14 protein-coding genes and 1 pseudogene are annotated in these 17,847 nt (G+C 64.9%); 9 read left to right on the top strand and 6 right to left on the bottom strand.

What is annotated here, in order from left to right; translation table 11 throughout:
• Window positions 1–39: 39 nt before the first annotated feature.
• Entirely contained in the window at window positions 40–1,941 is a 1,902-nt protein-coding gene (locus H292_RS0120865) for an alpha-amylase family protein (protein ID WP_020112622.1), read from the bottom strand.
• Between the two features lie 35 nt (window positions 1,942–1,976).
• On the opposite strand from H292_RS0120865, the gene H292_RS0120870 reads away from it, so the two are divergent.
• A complete protein-coding gene (locus tag H292_RS0120870; protein WP_020112623.1) occupies window positions 1,977–2,936 on the top strand; it encodes an SDR family NAD(P)-dependent oxidoreductase in 960 nt (319 codons plus the stop codon).
• Between the two features lie 31 nt (window positions 2,937–2,967).
• On the opposite strand, the gene H292_RS0120875 is transcribed toward H292_RS0120870, so the two are convergent.
• Window positions 2,968–3,327 carry a helix-turn-helix transcriptional regulator gene (locus H292_RS0120875; RefSeq protein ID WP_230620848.1) on the bottom strand — a complete coding sequence of 120 codons (360 nt, stop codon included), beginning with the start codon at window positions 3,325–3,327 and terminating at the stop codon, window positions 2,968–2,970.
• 100 nt (window positions 3,328–3,427) lie between these two features.
• On the opposite strand from H292_RS0120875, the gene H292_RS0120880 reads away from it, so the two are divergent.
• From H292_RS0120880 to H292_RS0120890, 3 genes are read left to right on the top strand one after another with little or no spacing between them, the layout of a single operon-like run.
• Window positions 3,428–4,591, top strand: coding sequence for a winged helix DNA-binding domain-containing protein (locus H292_RS0120880; RefSeq protein ID WP_020112624.1), 1,164 nt, complete (start codon window positions 3,428–3,430; stop codon window positions 4,589–4,591).
• A 40-nt stretch (window positions 4,592–4,631) separates the two neighbouring features.
• Window positions 4,632–5,552: a glycosyltransferase gene (locus tag H292_RS0120885; RefSeq protein WP_020112625.1), complete on the top strand. Its 921-nt coding sequence runs from the start codon at window positions 4,632–4,634 to the stop codon at window positions 5,550–5,552.
• A gap of 7 nt (window positions 5,553–5,559) precedes the next feature.
• On the top strand, window positions 5,560–6,564 hold the full coding sequence (locus tag H292_RS0120890; protein ID WP_020112626.1) for a polysaccharide pyruvyl transferase family protein: 1,005 nt from the start codon (window positions 5,560–5,562) through the stop codon (window positions 6,562–6,564).
• A 4-nt stretch (window positions 6,565–6,568) separates the two neighbouring features.
• Here the strand turns inward: H292_RS0120890 and H292_RS0120895 are convergent, their stop codons facing one another.
• The 4 genes from H292_RS0120895 to edd all read right to left on the bottom strand — a co-directional run bounded on the left by H292_RS0120895 (window position 6,569) and on the right by edd (window position 11,864).
• The gene (locus tag H292_RS0120895) at window positions 6,569–8,128 is read right to left on the bottom strand and encodes a carboxylesterase/lipase family protein (protein WP_020112627.1); all 1,560 of its coding nucleotides are present in this window, start codon (window positions 8,126–8,128) and stop codon (window positions 6,569–6,571) included.
• A 77-nt stretch (window positions 8,129–8,205) separates the two neighbouring features.
• The gene (ychF, locus tag H292_RS0120900) at window positions 8,206–9,285 is read right to left on the bottom strand and encodes a redox-regulated ATPase YchF (protein ID WP_019665448.1); all 1,080 of its coding nucleotides are present in this window, start codon (window positions 9,283–9,285) and stop codon (window positions 8,206–8,208) included.
• A 91-nt stretch (window positions 9,286–9,376) separates the two neighbouring features.
• On the bottom strand, window positions 9,377–9,994 hold the full coding sequence (eda, locus tag H292_RS0120905; RefSeq protein ID WP_020112628.1) for a bifunctional 4-hydroxy-2-oxoglutarate aldolase/2-dehydro-3-deoxy-phosphogluconate aldolase: 618 nt from the start codon (window positions 9,992–9,994) through the stop codon (window positions 9,377–9,379).
• Window positions 9,995–10,040: 46 nt separating this feature from the next.
• A complete protein-coding gene (gene edd, locus H292_RS0120910) occupies window positions 10,041–11,864 on the bottom strand; it encodes a phosphogluconate dehydratase (protein WP_020112629.1) in 1,824 nt (607 codons plus the stop codon).
• Window positions 11,865–12,012: 148 nt separating this feature from the next.
• Here edd and H292_RS0120915 point away from each other — a divergent pair, with 148 nt between their 5' ends.
• The 5 genes and pseudogenes from H292_RS0120915 to H292_RS0120935 all read left to right on the top strand — a co-directional run bounded on the left by H292_RS0120915 (window position 12,013) and on the right by H292_RS0120935 (window position 17,813).
• Window positions 12,013–13,188 carry an ROK family protein gene (locus H292_RS0120915; protein ID WP_020112630.1) on the top strand — a complete coding sequence of 392 codons (1,176 nt, stop codon included), beginning with the start codon at window positions 12,013–12,015 and terminating at the stop codon, window positions 13,186–13,188.
• 137 nt (window positions 13,189–13,325) lie between these two features.
• Window positions 13,326–15,612, top strand: a pseudogene (locus tag H292_RS27285) (carbon starvation CstA family protein).
• Window position 15,613: 1 nt separating this feature from the next.
• Window positions 15,614–15,784: a YbdD/YjiX family protein gene (locus tag H292_RS0120925; protein WP_442978572.1), complete on the top strand. Its 171-nt coding sequence runs from the start codon at window positions 15,614–15,616 to the stop codon at window positions 15,782–15,784.
• 74 nt (window positions 15,785–15,858) lie between these two features.
• Complete coding sequence (locus H292_RS0120930) at window positions 15,859–17,304, top strand: DNA-3-methyladenine glycosylase 2 family protein (protein ID WP_037158478.1); 1,446 nt, start codon at window positions 15,859–15,861, stop codon at window positions 17,302–17,304.
• Window positions 17,301–17,813: a methylated-DNA--[protein]-cysteine S-methyltransferase gene (locus H292_RS0120935; RefSeq protein ID WP_020112635.1), complete on the top strand. Its 513-nt coding sequence runs from the start codon at window positions 17,301–17,303 to the stop codon at window positions 17,811–17,813. The genes H292_RS0120930 and H292_RS0120935 overlap by 4 nt, the downstream gene beginning before the upstream one ends.
• The last annotated feature ends 34 nt before the right edge of the window (window positions 17,814–17,847 follow it).

The following is a 17,847-nucleotide window of genomic DNA, read 5'->3' on the forward strand; positions in this document are numbered from 1 at the left end:
GGTAACAGGGATATAACGCCTGCGCCTCTTCGCCGATTCTCAGACGATCCACCACGCGGCGTACGGCGGGACCCACAGCGTTCCGCCGGGATCGTGCAGTCCGTGCTCTGCCAGATCGTGGCCGGACAGCACTTCGCGGACATCGACCGACCCCAGGTCCGCCAACCGGGCACGGGCGAGTGGTCGGTGATCGGCAGTCACGTTGAAGACACCGACGAGAGTCCCGCTCGGGTGTCGACGCTGTACGACGAGGAGGCCGTCGTCGATGTCCGCGTCGGTGAGGACCCGCGTCGGAGCCTCGGAATGAAGCATCGGCAGGCCGGCTCGGACACGTGCGATGTGAGCTACACCGTCGAAAACGCGTTGGGCGTCGGAGCCCTGTTCGTGGCGGCGGGCTCGGTCGGCGTCGGTCATCCGCGGCCGGTGAACCCAGCGGTTGTCGGCGGAGTGTCCGTCCTCCGACGCCCACTCGGGGTCGCCCGGTGACCCGATCTCGTCGCCGCTCCACACGACGGGAATGCCTCCCCATGCGGCGACGACGGCGTGCGCGAGGAAAATGCGCGCGAACCCGCCCGCGGGATCCTTCCTCGACGGGCCGAGACCGGTGAGGGCCGCGGCCGTGCCGCTGATCCGCCGATCACCGGTCTCCCTGTTGTGTTGGAAGACAAGCCCTTCCGCCCACGATCCGTCGAACTCGCCGGAGTACCAGTCCGCGAGGAACTGCCGATGCCCGACGCCGGTGACACCCCGGGCGGAGGCGTCGGAATCATCGATGGCCCAGCCGATGTCGTCGTGACAGCGGACATAGGTCACCCAGGTACCGCCGGGCGGTGTCGGCGGCAACCCAGCGAGCGCGTGCCGGGCCAGATCGGTGGAGCCGGACGCCAACATCGACCACACGTGCACCATCAGGCTGTTGTGATAGGCGATGTCCGACACGCGTCCCGCATGGCGCCCCTCGCCCAGATAGGGCATGAGTTCGCGGGGCCCGACGATGGCCTCGGCCTTGAACAACGTCGCAGGAGCGGTCAACCGGCAGGTCGCCCGCAGCGCCTGCGTGACGGCGTGCACCTCCGGCTGGTTCTGACAGTTGGTCCCGAGCCTCTTCCACAGAAATGCGATGGCGTCGAGGCGCAGCACCTCGATTCCCAGGTTCGCCAGATGCACCACTACTTCGGCGAATTCGAGCAGCACGGCGGGATTCGCCCAGTTCAGGTCCCACTGCCACTCGTTGAACGTCGTCCACACCCATTCGCCGTCGACCTCGGTGAAGCTACCGGGCGCGAAGTCCGGGAACACCTCGGGCAGGGTGCGCTCGAACCTGTCGGGAGTGTCGCGATCGGGATAGATCAGGAAGTAGTCACGATACTTCGCGTCACCTGCGCGCGCGGCGACCGCCCAGTCGTGTTCGCGAGCAACGTGATTGAGAACCAGGTCGACGACGGGGCTGATTCCGCGGCTACGCAACGTGGCGGCCAATTGCGCCAGATCCTCGTTGGTACCGAGATCCTCACGCACCGAGGAGAAGTCCATGACGGCATATCCGCCGTCGTTGTCACCGGGACGAGGCTTCAGCAACGGCATCATGTGCAGATACGTGACCCCCAGGTCGGTCAGATGATCGAGCCTGTCCCCCAAGCCCTTCAACGTCTTCGCGTACCTGTCGACGTAGCAGGCGTACCCGAACATGTTCGGCCGCTGGAACCAGTCCGGCTGCAACAACCTGCGTTCGTCGAGCCGGTGCAACTCGTCGGACCGCGCGGCGAACCCCCGGGCCGCGACGGTGACGAGAGCCGACGCCACGTCGTCCGGTGCGGAATACAGCGCGGTCACCGCGTCGAGCAGATCCGGCCCCCACTGCTGCAGACGCAGCTCGAACGTCTGACGTCTGTGCGCAGGTAGATCCGCGAGCAGATCGCGTGCCTCCTCGGAGAGAACCATGCTTGCATGATGACACGGTGGGGTACGAAGGACGCATGGTCTCCGTGACGCGCATCCTCGACACCGTCCTCGATCGAACCGTCGTACCCGGTTACTCCCGCATCGGGTCGACGGTGCGCAGCAGGTTCTGGGCGTCGGACCCGGCACCGTTTCCCGAACCGATCGACGTCGTCGTCACCGGCGGCAGCTCCGGGCTCGGGGCCGCCACAGCGACGTCCCTCGCGAAACTCGGCGCCCGGGTACACCTCGTCGGGCGATCGGCCGAAAGACTCGAGAAGTCCGCCGGGATCATCAAGACAGCTGCATCGGAAGCGTCGATCGTCGTCCGAGAATGCGATGTCAGCGATCTCGATTCCGTCGCACGGCTGGTGACGGACCTGACGTCGGAGCTGACCGGGCTGCATGCCATCGTCCACTGTGCGGGCGTCATGCCCGAGGAGCGCACGTCGACAGCACAGAACCACGAGGCCGCATTCGCGACCCACGTCCTCGGCCCCGTCGCCCTGACCGTCGGCGCCAGGGAACTGTTCGACGCCGGATCCCGAGTCGTCTTCGTCTCCAGCGGCGGCATGTATCCGGTGCCGTTGCACACGCGCGACTTCGAGTTCGCCTCCGGAAAGTACTCCGGCATGACGGCGTACGCCCGCACCAAACGTATGCAGGTGGTCGTCGCCGAGCAGCTGGCTCAGCGAATGACCGAAGAACACGATCCGGTGGTGCACAGCATGCACCCCGGCTGGGCCGCGACACCGGGAGTGACCGATTCGATTCCGATGTTCGGCACGGTCATGAAACCCATCCTCCGCACACCCGACGAAGGCGCGGACACCATCGTCTGGCTCGCCGCCGGCGACGAAGCGCTCACCAGCACCGGAAAGTTCTGGCACGACCGAGCCATTCGGCCGACCCACTACCCGTCGTGGCGCAAGGACTCCCCCGACGCCAGGGATGCCCTGTGGTCGACGGTGGTGGAGGCAACCGGAATCGAGTTGTAGACGGAGCTGTACGGGCGAGCATCTCGACACGTCATCGGCGTGCGCCGCTTCTGATCGGCCTCGTCACCTGTTTCACGACGCACGACGGTATGCCTGCCGCGTCTCCGGCCGCACGTCGCTTGTAGACGCTCGGCGACATTCCCACCAGCTCGGTGAAGCGCGTGCTGAACGTGCCGAGCGAGGAACACCCCACTTCGAAGCACACGTCGGTGACCGAGAGATCTCCTCGTCGCAGCAGCGCCATTGCACGTTCGATCCGGCGAGTCATTAAGTACGAGTAAGGAGATTCGCCGTAGGCACGCTTGAACTGCCGACTCAGGTAGCCGGCCGACACGTGCACACCGCGCGCCAACGCCTCGACGTCCAGCGGCTGAGCGTAGTCGCGATCCATCCGGTCGCGCACGCGTCGCAGCCGCGCGAGATCCTTCAAGTTCTGCGATTCGTCCACGCACGGATCGTGCCATGTCGGCCCCGCGAGGCACACTGTTCGGATGAAGATCACCGATGCACAACGCCGCGCCCGGTTGGTGTCACGGCAGTTCGCGGCGGCATCGACGCCGGAGGCCGTCGTCGAGTCCGTGTTGGCCCTGCACGCCACCGATCCGGCGACGGTCTACCTGTCCGTTCTCGCGCGTGCCCGGTCGCTGGGCATCGACGACGTCCGCGCCGCGATGTACGAGCGTCGGACATTGGTCCGCTCGATGGCGATGCGCCGCACGCTGTTCGTTCTCGCACACGACGACCTACCGCTCGTCCATGCCGCAGCGAGTCTCGGCGTCGCACGAACGATGCGCAAACGGCTGCTCACCCAAGTCGAGAAGGGACCGACCGATCCGGTGGTCGAGAACCCCGCGGCATGGATCGCGCAGGTCGAACAGGAGACCGAGACACGCCTGAAGGCCGTCGGCACAGCAACGGGAGCCGAGTTGTCCGCCGCGGTTCCACTGCTCAAGACCGCGTTTCTGCCCACGACCGACAAATCGTACGACGTCAGGCGCTACGTCACCTCCGAAGTCCTGGTGATGATGGCAGCCGAAGGAAAAATGGTGAGGGTCGAACCTCGCGGCGCCTGGACGTCACGGCGGCACGCATGGGCTCCGATCGATCACTGGTGGCCAGGCGGCATCCCCGCCGTCGACGAGACCGACAGTCGCCGAGAACTCGTGCGCAGGTGGCTCGAAGTGTTCGGTCCGGCCACCATGGACGACATCCAATGGTGGACCGGATGGAACAAGACCCAGACACGTGCGGCGGCGGCAGCCATCGACACGGTCGCCGTCGAACTGACCGCAGGCGAAGGCATCATGCTGCCGGATACAGACCTGTCCGGCTGCGCGCGCGGCGTCGTGCTGCTCCCCGCCCTCGACCCGACGCCGATGGGCTGGAAGCACCGCGACTGGTACCTCGGTGACTACAAGCCACCGTTGTTCGACACCTTCGGCAACATCGGTCCGACCATCTGGCTCGACGGCCGAATCGTCGGCGGATGGGCAGTCACTCCGGCAGGCGAAGTCGCGACCGAACTGTTCGAGGACATCGGATCCAACACCGCCGACGTCACCGCCGAAGCCGAGCGGATCACAACACTCCTCGACGGCACCGCCGTCGTACCGTCCTTCCCGACGCCGTTGGAAAAACGACTGCGCGGTAGGTAAGCGACTCGATGCGAAAGTGCACCCAGTACAGTTTTAAACCATGCCGATCAGTCTCGTTTCCGTCATCGTGCCGGTCTACAACGGCTTGCCGCACTTGGACGTGCAGCTCAGGGCCCTGGAGGCTCAGGATTACAAGGGCGCGTTCGAGGTGATCGTGAGCGACAACGGCTCGACCGATGGTACGCGTGAGTACGTCGCCTGCCTGTCTTCATCCCTCACAGTCCGTTGCGTCGACGCGTCCCGGATCCGGGGTGTGTCGCATGCACGAAACGTCGGCATGGACGCCGCCCGAGGCGAGTTCATTGCCATCGTCGACCACGACGATTCGGTCCATCCCGGTTGGCTGACCGCCCTGACCCGCGAAGCGGAGAACTTCGACGCAGTAGGGGGCCCGATCGAGCTGTATTCACTGAATTCCCCCGAGGTCGCGTCCTGGCCAGGCGCCCCCACTCCGGAACAACGCCTCGACACCTTCCACCTTCCGTGGGCTCAGGGCAACAACTTCGGTATGTGGCGCACCGTCGTGCAACAGGTCGGTTACTACGACGAAGAATTGACCAGCGGCGGCGACGACGTCGACTATTCGTGGCGGATTCAAGAGGCCGGATTGACGCTGGGGCACGCACCGGAAGCCGTCGTCGCGTACCGCCTGAGGACTACGCTCGGTGGATGTTTCGCACAGGGACGCAAATACGGTGGGGCAGCCTGCGTGGTTGCCGTCAAGCATCGGTCGCGTGGCTGCCCGCAGTTGTCCCCGTTCGTACAGGTTCCGGCACATCTGGCCAGCCTTGCGTTCATGTTGGTCGCTCGAAATCCGTGGTTGCGCAGACGATCCCACTCAGTGCCGCGCGAGATCTGGGCTCAGCACCTCGGCCTTCAGTACGGCGCGATGGTGATGCGTCTGCGCCTGCTCAATCCGCGTGTTCGAACCGAAATCGAGGGACAATGGCAGGAATCGTGAGCGCCTCATGACCCAGCGTGCACTCGCATCCATTCGAGACGAGACATTGGCGGTCTTGCGCAATCACGTCGCTCCCGGCGAGGGTATTGCTCTCTTGGACTTCCCCATTCACGACAACGCAGGCGACTCGCTCATCTATGCGGGCGAGATCGATTACCTGTCGCAACTGAATGTTCGAGTCGATTTCATCTCGGATCTCGTCACTCATGACGACAGTCTGTTTCGACAGCGAGTGGGCAGCCGAACGATCTTGTTGCACGGCGGTGGCAACTTCGGCGACCGATGGCCTGCGCATCAACGGTTTCGTGAGGGGATCGTAGAGCGCTTCCCGCACAACACGATCGTGTGCCTTCCGCAAGGAATCGACTACGCCGATCCCGCGGCACTGAGGCGGACGGCGGACCTGTACTCGAAGCATTCCGATCTGACGCTCTTGCTCCGTGAACGAAAATCCTACGATCTCGCCATAGCCGCATTCCCCGACAATCGGGTCGAATACTGCCCCGACCTGGCCTTCGGCGCGCAGATCGACAGCAGTCCAGGCGGCTCGGCGGTGGATGTCGTGAAGCTGCTGCGCGTCGATTCCGAGGGCATCGACCACGGCGCCCTCGACCTCGGCGCGTCTTCAGTCCAAGCAGATTGGGGTCTACGCGGACCGGATCGCGCGCTGTGGAACGCGATCACGCTGCCCACCAGAATTGCGTACAACGTGCCACGAACCACCCGGATTCTCTGTCCGGCTCTCGCCCGGTCCTACCCCTTCGCCGCGCAGCTCAATCTTCGTGTTGCTCAACGCATTCTGAATCAAGGTTCCGTCGTCCTGACGGACAGACTTCACGCGGCCGTATTGGCCGCGATGATGGGAAAGCGAGTGGTTGCACTCGACAACGCGAACAAGAAGGTGTCCGGCATCTACAGCGCATACCTACATCGGTTCGACACAGTGCGACTGGCGTCGACAGCGGCAGAGGCTGTCGAAATGGTCGAAGACGCGGTGACGCGAAGCCGATGATGGGCTAACCCCGATCGCTCCAGAACCCACATTGGTGCGCGTCGTAGTAGTTGCCCACGACGGTGTCCGGGTTGCCGAATTCCAACACCGGACCGCTGGCGTCCGTTGTCTTCGGCCAGCCCTCCCCCGGGTCGCCGGATCGTGCGAACTCGGACCAAGCCTCGATCATCTTCTCCGACAGGTCTTTCTGGCCGGGACCGGTGAGAAGGTCACTGCCGTTCAGGTCGAACGTGTACGGCAGATCGGTCGCATGTGCAGCGCCCTGAGCCAATCCCGTGGCCGATACACCGCTCACATCCGGGGCTGTCTCGTCGGCGAATTCGTAGGACCACACGTCGGCGTTCGTAGAAAGCAACGCGGACGTGTTCAGCATCGGGCACGACCAGGCCGCATCGGTGACCAGGGTGGACCATGCCAGCGCTGCACTGTCGAATTCGGTTCTCGGGTAGCGCTGTTCCACCTCGCCCGCACGCGTGCCGAATGCCTGCTGGATGAGCGACCTGTAGGTCTCGTCGGTGACGGACGTCGGATCTGCCAGCAATGCACCCCCGACGAACGATCGGTGCTCGTCCGCGTTACCACCCATGATCACTGGGATCGGCATCGTGCGTCCGTCTCGAACTGCGTCTGCCGGATTTGTCGGTTGTAGGTCCGTACCGTAGGCCAGACCATTGCCGAACGACGACGATTGCTCGACAACCTTCTCGACGGGCAACTCCCGCAGGCAACGCAGCCGATCGTCGGTGCAGCCCAGAGCGTCTGCGATTGCACTGCCCGTTGCTTCGCTTTCGGCAAGCGGAGCGTACGGCGTCAACTCGGGCAGCCCCGGGTAGAGAGTTCCGGCGGGCCAGTCGATCAGGCACGACCCCGATTGGATGATCGCTTTGTCGACGAGCCCCTCCGCAGCAGGGGATCCCAGCGCTGCACAGGCAGACATTCCTCCGGCCGACTCCCCCATCACGGTCACGTTGTCGGGATCGCCACCGAACGCCTCGGCATTGTCGTTCGCCCACTTCAGCGCAAGGAGCTGATCGGCGAGCCCGAAGTTACCGGAGCCCTCCAGGCCGGGAAGACCGAGATAGCCGAGCATTCCGAGCCGATAGTTGACCGTCACTACGATCACGTTGCCCTGTTCGGCGAAACGCGTGGCGTCGTAGTCCGAGCCCGCGCCGCTGGTGAAACCGCCCCCGTGCCACCACACGACGACCGGGAGCTGACCGTCACCCGCGTCCGAAGGAACCGTCACGTTCAGAAACAGGCAGTCCTCGTCGGTCTGCACATCCGGACCTGTCCCCTGCGGGCACCGCGCGCCGAACGACGTGGCGTCGACGGTGTCCTCGGTGTCCGGAGCAGCTTCCGGCAACGCCCACCGCAGATCACCGACTGGTGGCTGCGCATATCGAACTCCGAGAAACTGCCGCGTGCCACCGACCTCGCTACCGCGCAGCAGGCCCGTCGTGGTGTCCACGGACAGAGGGTCCCGTGGTTCGGGCTGGTTGTCCGTCGCAGTAGCGCATCCGCCTACCAACAGCACACACGCCACTGCCGCCAAGGTCTTCTTCATCGATCGCCTCGTCCGTGATCACCGACCGCCGTACGTTCCGTTCTCCGAAAGGATATTCGAAGCGGGTTAGGCGTTGTCTAGACGTTGAAGCGGAATTCGACGACGTCGCCGTCGACCATGATGTAGTCCTTGCCCTCCATACGGACTTTGCCTGCGGCCTTGGCCGAGGCCATGGAGCCGGCTTCGATGAGGTCGTCGTAGCTGACGATTTCGGCCTTGATGAAGCCACGCTCGAAATCGGTGTGGATGACTCCCGCAGCCTGGGGAGCGGTGTCGCCCTGGTGGATCGTCCACGCGCGGGCTTCTTTCGGTCCTGCCGTGAGGTAGGTCTGCAGACCGAGGGTGTGGAAGCCGGCGCGGGCGAGAGCATCGAGGCCCGGTTCGGTCTGGCCGACGCTCTCGAGCAGTTCGGCGGCCGATTCGGCGTCGAGTTCGAGGAGCTCGGATTCGATCTTGGCGTCGAGGAACACCGCGTCTGCGGGTGCGACGGATCGTGCGAGCTCGCCGACGCGTGCGTCGTCGGTGAGGATCGATTCATCGGCGTTGAAGACGTAGAGGAACGGCTTCGTGGTGAGCAGCTGGAACTCCTTGAGGAGCTCGAAGTCGAGCTTGTCCTTCGCGGAGAACAGAGTCTTGCCGTCGTTCAGTACTGCCTGCGCAGCGATGGCGGCGTCGAGTGCAGGCTTGCGGTCCTTCTTGATCCGCGCTTCCTTCTCGACGCGCGGGATGGCCTTTTCGAGCGTCTGGAGGTCGGCGATCGCGAGCTCGGTCTCGATGACCTCGATGTCGGCGGCGGGATCGACGCGGCCGTCGACGTGCACCACGTCGTCGTCGGCGAAGACGCGCACCACCTGGCAGATAGCGTCGGCCTCACGGATGTTGGCGAGGAACTTGTTGCCGAGGCCAGCGCCTTCGGACGCGCCCTTGACGATGCCGGCGATGTCGACGAACGACACGAGCGCCGGAACCTCCTTCTCGGAGCCGAAGACCTCAGCGAGCTTGCCCAGCCGCGGATCCGGCAACGGCACGACACCGACGTTGGGCTCGATGGTCGCGAACGGGTAGTTCGCGGCCAGCACATCGTTCTTGGTCAATGCGTTGAAGAGGGTGGACTTGCCGACGTTGGGCAGTCCGACGATTCCGAGGGTGAGGCTCACGGTCTATGGAGTCTACTTTGACGTCGGGACCAGCACCGCGTCGCCCAGGATCTTCGTCGGAGGACGTGACGACGGGAGAATCATCGCCACCCTAGGTGAGGGCGCGTGCCGCGTGGGCGAGGGTGGTCACGGCGTCCCAATCTTCGGCAGCGAGAACGGGCGCCGGGGTGATCCATGACCCTCCGACGCATCCGACGTTCGGCAGCGACAGGTACGTCGACGCATTGGCCGTGGAGATCCCGCCCGTCGGGCAGAAGCGGGCCGCTGGAACGGGTGAGTGGATCGACTTCAGGAAGTTCGCGCCGCCCGACGCCTCGGCCGGGAAGAACTTCAGGTCGGTGTAGCCGGCTTCCAGCAGGGCGAGCACCTCGGACACGGTGGCGGCACCGGGTAGGTGGGGCAGACCGGTGTCGCGCATCGCCTGTGTCAACCCTGGTGTGCTGCCGGGTGAGACGAGGAACTGCGCGCCGGCGTCGGATGCCTGCTTCGCCTGGCCGGGCGTGACGATCGTGCCCGCACCGAGAAGGATCTCGGGCACCTCGGCGGCAATGCGTTCGATCGCGTCGAGGGCCACCGGGGTGCGCAGGGTGAGTTCGATGACGGGCAGGCCGCCGGCGACGAGGGCGCGGGCGATCGGCACGGCGTGGTCGAGATTTTCGACCACCACCACGGGGATGACGGGTACGCGGTCCAGCAGGGATTCGGTCATGTGTAGTCCTTCTTCTGTGCGTCGGGTCTTCTGAACGGCGGAACTGTCAGCGCATCACGAACATGGCGCCTTCGTCGGCGGGGCCGACAAGAGCGCGCATGCCGGAGAACAGGTCTCGGCCGGTGGAGACCCACTCGTCCTGCGCCGGCGCCCGGCCGGTGACCACTCTGACCTCGAAGTCCGCAAGTGGCACGTCGATGTCGAGCGTTCCGGCGACGGAGTCGAGGGTGATCATGTCACCGTCCTCGATCTTCGCGATCGCACCCCCACTGGCTGCTTCGGGCGTGAGATGAATTGCTGCAGGAACTTTCCCGGACGCTCCGGACATGCGCCCGTCGGTGATGAGCGCGACGCGGTAGCCGCGATCCTGCAGGATTCCCAAGGCCGGCGTCAGCTTGTGTAGTTCAGGCATTCCGTTGGCCTGCGGCCCCTGGTAACGCAGCACTGCGACGAAGTCGCCTTCCAGATCTCCTGCGTCGAACGCTGCAAGGAAGTCCGCCTGGTCGTCGAACACCTTCGCGGGCGCGGTGACCACGCGGTGCTCGGCCGCCAGCGCGGAGGTCTTGATGACGCTCTTCCCGATCGGGCCGGTCAGCATCTTCAGGCCGCCGTCGGCGCTGAACGGTTCGTCGGCGCCGCGAAGCACACTGTCGTCGTGGCTCATTCGCGTACCGTCTTGCCACATCACACCCTCGCCGTCGAGCTTGGGTTCCTGCGTGTAACGCCGAAGACCGAATCCCGCAATGGTTTTCACGTCGTCGTGCATCAGACCGGCATCGAGAAGCGAACCGATCACGAAACCGAGGCCGCCTGCGGCGTGGAAGTGGTTCACGTCCGCCTTGCCGTTGGGGTAGATCCGTGCCATCAGTGGCACGACAGCCGATAGATCCGACAGGTCTTGCCAGGTCAGCGTGATACCGGCGGCGCGGGCGATCGCAACGAGGTGCATGGTGTGGTTGGTCGAGCCGCCGGTGGCCAGGAGTGCAACACAGCCGTTGACGATCGCCTTCTCGTCGACGATTTCGCCGACCGGTGTGTAGTTCTCACCGAGATCGGTCAGACCGGTGACGACATGGGCGGCTTCGCGAGTCAGGGCGTCGCGCAACGGGGTTCCGGGATTGACGAAGGACGAGCCGGGTAGGTGCAGACCCATGACCTCCATCAGCAACTGATTGGAATTCGCAGTTCCGAAGAACGTGCACGTGCCACTGCCGTGGTACGACGCCGCCTCCGCGTCCAGCAACGCTTCTCGTCCCACCTTGCCTTCGGCGTAGAGCTGGCGAGCTTTCGCCTTCTCGCCGTTGGGAAGTCCGGAGGTCATCGGGCCCGCGGGGACGAACACGGCGGGCAGGTGGCCGAAGCTCAAGGCGCCCATGAGCATTCCTGGCACGATCTTGTCGCACACGCCCAGCATGAGGGTGGCGTCGAACATGTCGTGCGACAGCGCAATTGCGGTGGACATCGCGATGATGTCACGACTGAAGAGCGAGAGTTGCATCCCGTCGCGGCCCTGGGTGATGCCGTCGCACATCGCGGGCACTCCCCCGGCGAACTGCGCGATTCCGCCTGCTTCGATGACAGCGGCCTTGAGTGCAGCCGGGTAGGTCTCGAACGGCTTGTGCGCCGAGAGCATGTCGTTGTACGCGGACACGATGGCGATGTTCGGCTTCACCATGCCGCGCAGGGCTTGCTTGTCGGCTTTTCCCGACGCGGCGAAACCGTGGGCGATGTTGGCGCAGGCAAGCCGCCCGCGAGCGGGGCCTCGACTTCCTGCTGCGGCGATGCGATCGAGGTAGGTGGCCCGGGCGGACTGGCTGCGGGCTGCGATGCGGTCGGTGACCTGACGCAGGACCGGGTGGATGGTGTCCATGAGGTGTCTCCCTGTTCGGTCTTTCACGATTCAGACTAGAGGCACTTACGCGTCACGACAACCCAACTTACGTTTTTCAAAGTCCTAAGTCCGCGATCTTGCGTTGTTGCCGCAAAGGTTGCGGATTGGTTGAATGACGTATATGCGAATGTCACGTGCAAGTGCTCCACCTGCGACAGCAGGTGAGATGTTCGCGCTGATCCGTGACGGTGATGCCGACACCCGAGCGGACCTCGGAAAGACGACCGGCCTGTCGCGATCGGCCGTCGCCGCACGCGTCACTGCGCTCACCACACTCGGATTGATCGTCGAAACCGAGGACACTCTCTCGACCGGGGGCAGGCCACCTGCCCGGTTGTCGTTCGACGTCGACGCGGGAATCGTGCTCGCTGCAGCCATCGGCCGAAGTCGTTCACAACTGGGCGTGTTCACCCTCGGTGGCGAATTCCTCCTCGGCGACACCGTCGACCAGGAGATCGGCATCGGACCGGACGAGTTGATGCCGCAGATCACCAAGCGACTGGAAGCGCTCGTCGACGACGCTGCACGCAGTGATCACCGCATTCTCGGAGTCGGCCTGTCCATCCCCGGCACCGCGGACACCGCTCGTGGGTGCAGTCTCGACTCCCCGATCATGCACGGCTGGGACGGAGTTCCCCTCGCACCGTTCTTCGCCGACACGACCGACGCGCCGGTCTTTCTCGACAACGACGCCAACGCGATGGTGCTGGCCGAACGCCGCGACAACCGGCATCGATTCACGAATGCGCTGCTGGTCAAGGCGTCGACGGGTCTCGGCGCGGGGATTGTCGCCGGCGGCGAACTGCAGCGCGGATCGCTCGGCGCAGCAGGAGAATTCGGCCATACCAAAACCTCCGCCGCGGCCGGAGTCGCATGTCGATGCGGAGACAGCGGCTGCCTGGAAGCCATCGCAGGCGGCTGGGCACTGGTACGCGCATTGCAGGAACAGGGCAGAAGTGTCGGCCACATTCGAGGCGTCGTCGACCTGGCGGTGAGCGGCGACCCCGAGGCGCGTCGGCTCATTCGCGACAGCGGCCGCCACATCGGCGAGACGCTGGCAGGCGCCGTGAACCTACTCAACCCCGAGGTCCTCATCGTCGGCGGAGACATGGCCAAGGCCTACGACATCTTCGTCGCCGGGTTACGTGAGACCGTCTACGGAAATGCGACGGCACTGGCCACCAAGGCCTTGACCATTCAAGCGACAACACACGGCGACTACTCCGGTGTCATAGGTAGCGCGGCAATGGTATTGGACCAGGTACTGAGCGCGCGAGCGGTCGACGACGCACTGGGCGGCTGACGTCCGCCCACGGCGCTTCTCCCGTTCGGCGCAGGATCGGAACCATTGACCGCAGCTACACCGGAATGTGGCCGGGCTGTCACCAGGAGCGTCTAGGGTGATCGCTGTCACATTCGCGAATGCTGAAAGCGGTCCCCATGGCTTTGAAAGCGGCAGACGATCCGAACATCGAGTTGTTGAAGACCGATGCGGATCTGCCCCCGGTCGGAGTAGTCGACAAATCTCCGATGACTCCCGCCAAACGCGTCCTGTTCGTCCTCATCGGATTGCTCGGTGGTGTGGCCTGGACGGTCGTCGCGATCGTCCGAGGCGAGAACCCCAATGCGGTGTGGTTCGTGATCGCAGCGGTCTGCACCTACATCATCGCGTTCCGGTTCTACGCACGGTTGATCGAGCGTAAGATCGTCTTCCCTCGCGACGACCGAGCCACGCCTGCCGAGATCCTCGAGAACGGCAAGGATTACATGCCGACGGATCGGCGGGTGCTCTTCGGTCACCACTTCGCCGCGATCGCCGGTGCAGGCCCCCTCGTCGGCCCTGTTCTGGCCGCTCAGATGGGCTACCTTCCGGGCACGATGTGGATCATCATCGGCGTCGTGTTCGCCGGTGCCGTGCAGGATTTCCTCGTCCTGTGGATCTCGACGCGACGCCGGGGCCGCAGCCTCGGCCAGATGGCCCGCGGACGAGCTGGGAGTGGTCGGCGGCACCGCGGCACTCATCGGCGTCTTCGTCATCATGATCATCATCATCGCCGTGCTCGCGCTGGTGGTCGTCAACGCTCTCGCGGAGAGCCCGTGGGGCGTCTTCTCCATCGCACTGACCATCCCCATCGCGTTGTTCATGGGCGTCTACCTGCGCTACCTGCGTCCCGGCAAGGTGTCCGAGGTGTCGTTGATCGGCGTCGTGCTGCTGCTGTTCGCCATCGTCGCCGGCGGCTGGGTCGCCGAAACCGAATGGGGCACCGATTGGTTCACTCTCTCGAAGGTCACCGTCGCCTGGTGCCTGATCGGATACGGCCTCGCCGCCTCGATCCTGCCGGTGTGGCTGCTTCTCGCTCCGCGTGACTACCTGTCCACGTTCATGAAGGTCGGCACCATTGCACTGCTGGCCGTCGGCATCCTCATCGCACGGCCCGAGATCCAGATGCCCGCGATGACGTCGTTCGCCACCGAGGGCAACGGTCCTGCGTTCTCCGGCTCGCTGTTCCCGTTCCTGTTCATCACCATCGCCTGCGGCGCCCTGTCCGGGTTCCACGCCCTCATCTGCTCCGGCACCACTCCGAAGCTGCTGGAGAAGGAAAAGCAGATGCGGATGATCGGCTACGGCGGCATGCTCACCGAATCCTTCGTCGCGATCATGGCGCTCGTCACCGCATGTGTTCTCGATCAGCACATCTACTTCGCGCTCAACGCTCCGGCGACGCTCACCGGCGGAACCCCGGAAACCGCGGCGGACTACGTCAACGGGCTCGGCTTGAGCGGCGGGGACATCACCGCAGCGGAATTGAGCCAGGCGGCATCCGACGTCGGCGAGGAATCGATCATTTCCCGCACCGGTGGTGCACCGACGCTCGCATTCGGTATGTCCGAGGTGCTGCATCAGGTCTTCGGCGGCGAAAGCCTCAAGTCGTTCTGGTACCACTTCGCGATCATGTTCGAGGCACTGTTCATTCTCACGACGGTCGACGCAGGCACGCGCGTTGCACGCTTCATGCTCTCCGACAGCATCGGCAACCTGCCCGGCTCGTCGGCCAAGAAGTTCAAGGACCCGTCGTGGCGACCCGGCGCATGGGTGTGCTCATTCATCGTCGTCGCAGCGTGGGGCGCAATCCTTCTCATGGGCGTCACCGACCCGCTCGGCGGCATCAACACGCTGTTCCCGCTCTTCGGCATCGCAAATCAGTTGCTCGCCGCGATCGCCTTGACGGTGGTCCTGACCATCGTGATGAAGCGCGGCCTGTTCAAGTGGGCCTGGATTCCCGGTGTCCCCCTTGCCTGGGATCTGATCGTGACGATGACCGCGTCGTACCAGAAGATCTTCTCGTCGGTGCCCGCCATCGGATACTGGGCGCAGCACTCCCAGTTCGTCGACGCCAAGAACCAGGGCCTCACCGAATTCGGCAGCGCCAAGTCCGCCGAAGCAATCGACGCCGTCATCAGGAACACGTTCATCCAGGGAACGTTGTCGATCATCTTCGCCGTGCTGGTCATCATCGTCGCCGCAGCCGGCATTCTGGTCTGCATCAAGGCTGTTCGAGCAGGCGGACTCCCGGACAACGAAGAACCCGAGGTTCCGTCGAAGATCTTCGGACCCGCAGGCTTCGTCCCGACCGCGGCAGAGAAGGAAATCCAGGGCGAATGGGACAAGCTCATCGCCGACGGCACCGTCCGCGCACCGGGTGCGGCGCACGCAGGGCATCACTGACATGCGCGGGCTTCTGTGGTGGATCACTTCGGTGATGGGCGACAAGGACTACGAGCGCTACGTCGCCCACATGCAGCGGGTCCACCCCGACGAACCGGTTCCGTCCGAACGTCAGTTCTGGCGGGACCGCTACGCCGACGCCGACACGAACCCCGGCGCCCGCTGCTGTTGAGGTGAACTGGCGTCGTACATGCGTGTCCGATTCCCGCTAGCGACTACAGGGGGCGCGGTGACACAGTGGAGTCCATGGAATTGGACTTCGACCGGTGTTACCGCGCCGTCTCGGCACGAGACACCCGTTTCGACGGGCAGTTCTTCACTGCCGTGCGCACGACGGGCATCTACTGTCGCCCGTCGTGCCCGGCGACCACCCCCAAGGCACAGAACGTCACGTTCGTTCCGACCGCTGCCGCCGCGCAGCACGAGGGATACCGTGCGTGTCGACGCTGTCAGCCCGACGCCACTCCGGGCTCACCGCGATGGAACATCCACTCGGATCTGACGTCGCGCGCCATGCGCTTGATTTCCGACGGCGCGGTGGAGCGCGGTGGCGTCGACGCCCTCGCCGATACTCTCGGGTACTCGACCCGGCAGTTGACGCGGGTGCTGACCACAGAGATCGGCGCGGGCCCGCTCGCGCTGGCCAGGGCCCACCGCGCCCACACGGCCCGCACCCTGATCCAGACGACCGACATGTCGATGAGCGACATCGCATTCGCATCGGGGTTCTCGAGCATCAGGCAGTTCAACGACACCGTTCGGGAAGTATTCGCCGTCAACCCCACGACGTTGCGCGACGAAGCGAATCGCCGAAAGACCATCTCGTCCAACGGAACCGTGTCGGTGAGACTCCCCTATCGGCAGCCGATGGACACCGGGTGGCTCGAGTGGTTCCTCGAAGGCCACGCGGTACCCGGCATCGAATCGTTCGAGAACGGCCTCTACCGGCGGTCACTGCGTCTCCCCCACGGTCATGCCGTCGTCGGGATGCGCTTCGTCGACGGGTACGTCGAGGCAACGCTGAGCCTGATGGACATGCGAGACCTCGCCCCCGCCGTCGCCCGGATCCGTCACCTGCTCGATCTGGACGCCGACCCCGAAGCCGTCGACTCCGCGCTGTCCGAGGACCAGGCGTTGGCGTCGAACATCGCCGCACACCGCGGGATGCGAGCGCCCGGCAGCATCGACGGTGAGGAACTGTTGCTGCGCACCATGATCGGGCAGCAGATCTCACTACGCGCCGCCGCCACCCACACCGCGCGCCTGGTCGACGCGCTCGGCGACCACATCGAGGATCCACTCGGCGGCACCGTCACGCGGTTGTTTCCCAGCGCGGCCGTCATCGCCGAACGCGGACACGAGGTACTCACCGGCCCGCGTGCACGGGTCAGTTCGATCATCGGCGTCGCCGACGCGGTGGCGTCGGGCAAGATCGTCCTTCATCCGGCCCGGCCGGCCGAGGAGCTGGAACGGGACTTGCTCGCGCTCAAAGGGATCGGCCCGTGGACGGCGCGGTACGTCGTCATGCGCACTCTCGCCGACCCGGATGTATTGCTCGACACCGATCTCGTCGTCCGCCAGGGCGCCGAGGCACTCGGACTTTCGCTGAAGGACTCGGACCGCTGGGCGCCGTGGCGGTCCTACGTCTCCATGCACCTGTGGAACATCGCCCTGACAAGGAGAGCAGCATGACTGCATCGTTCGCCACCACCGACACCCCGATCGGCCCGTTCACGACCGTCGTCGACGACGCGGGGTCGGTGCTCGCCGCCGGATGGACGGACTCGATCGACAATCTGGGCCCGCTGATCCACGCAAGTCTCCGGCCTACCGATCTTCGGCAGGCCTCGACGCTCGGCAGCGTGACCGCAGCCGTCGACGCCTATCACCGCGGCGACGTGCACGCCATCGACGACGTACCGGTATCGCAACAGTCGGGAGAATTTCTGGTCCACGCCTGGAAGGTTCTGCGGACAGTGCCTGCCGGGTCGCCGGTGACGTACTCGCAATTCGCGGAAATGGCCGGGCGCCCGGCGGCAATTCGAGGGGCTGCGTCCGCCTGCGCGCGCAATGCTGCCGCACTGTTCGTGCCGTGCCACCGAGTGTTCCGAATCGGCGGCGCGCTCGGCGGATTCAGATGGGGTCTGCCGGCGAAGGAATGGCTCCTGACACACGAAGCAGGAGTGGAGCCTGCGGAATGACCAGGGAAGCAGGAGTGGAGCCTGCGGAATGACC

The sequence above is a fragment of the Rhodococcus sp. 114MFTsu3.1 genome, assembly GCF_000383555.1.
Taxonomy (GTDB): domain Bacteria; phylum Actinomycetota; class Actinomycetes; order Mycobacteriales; family Mycobacteriaceae; genus Rhodococcoides; species Rhodococcoides fascians_E.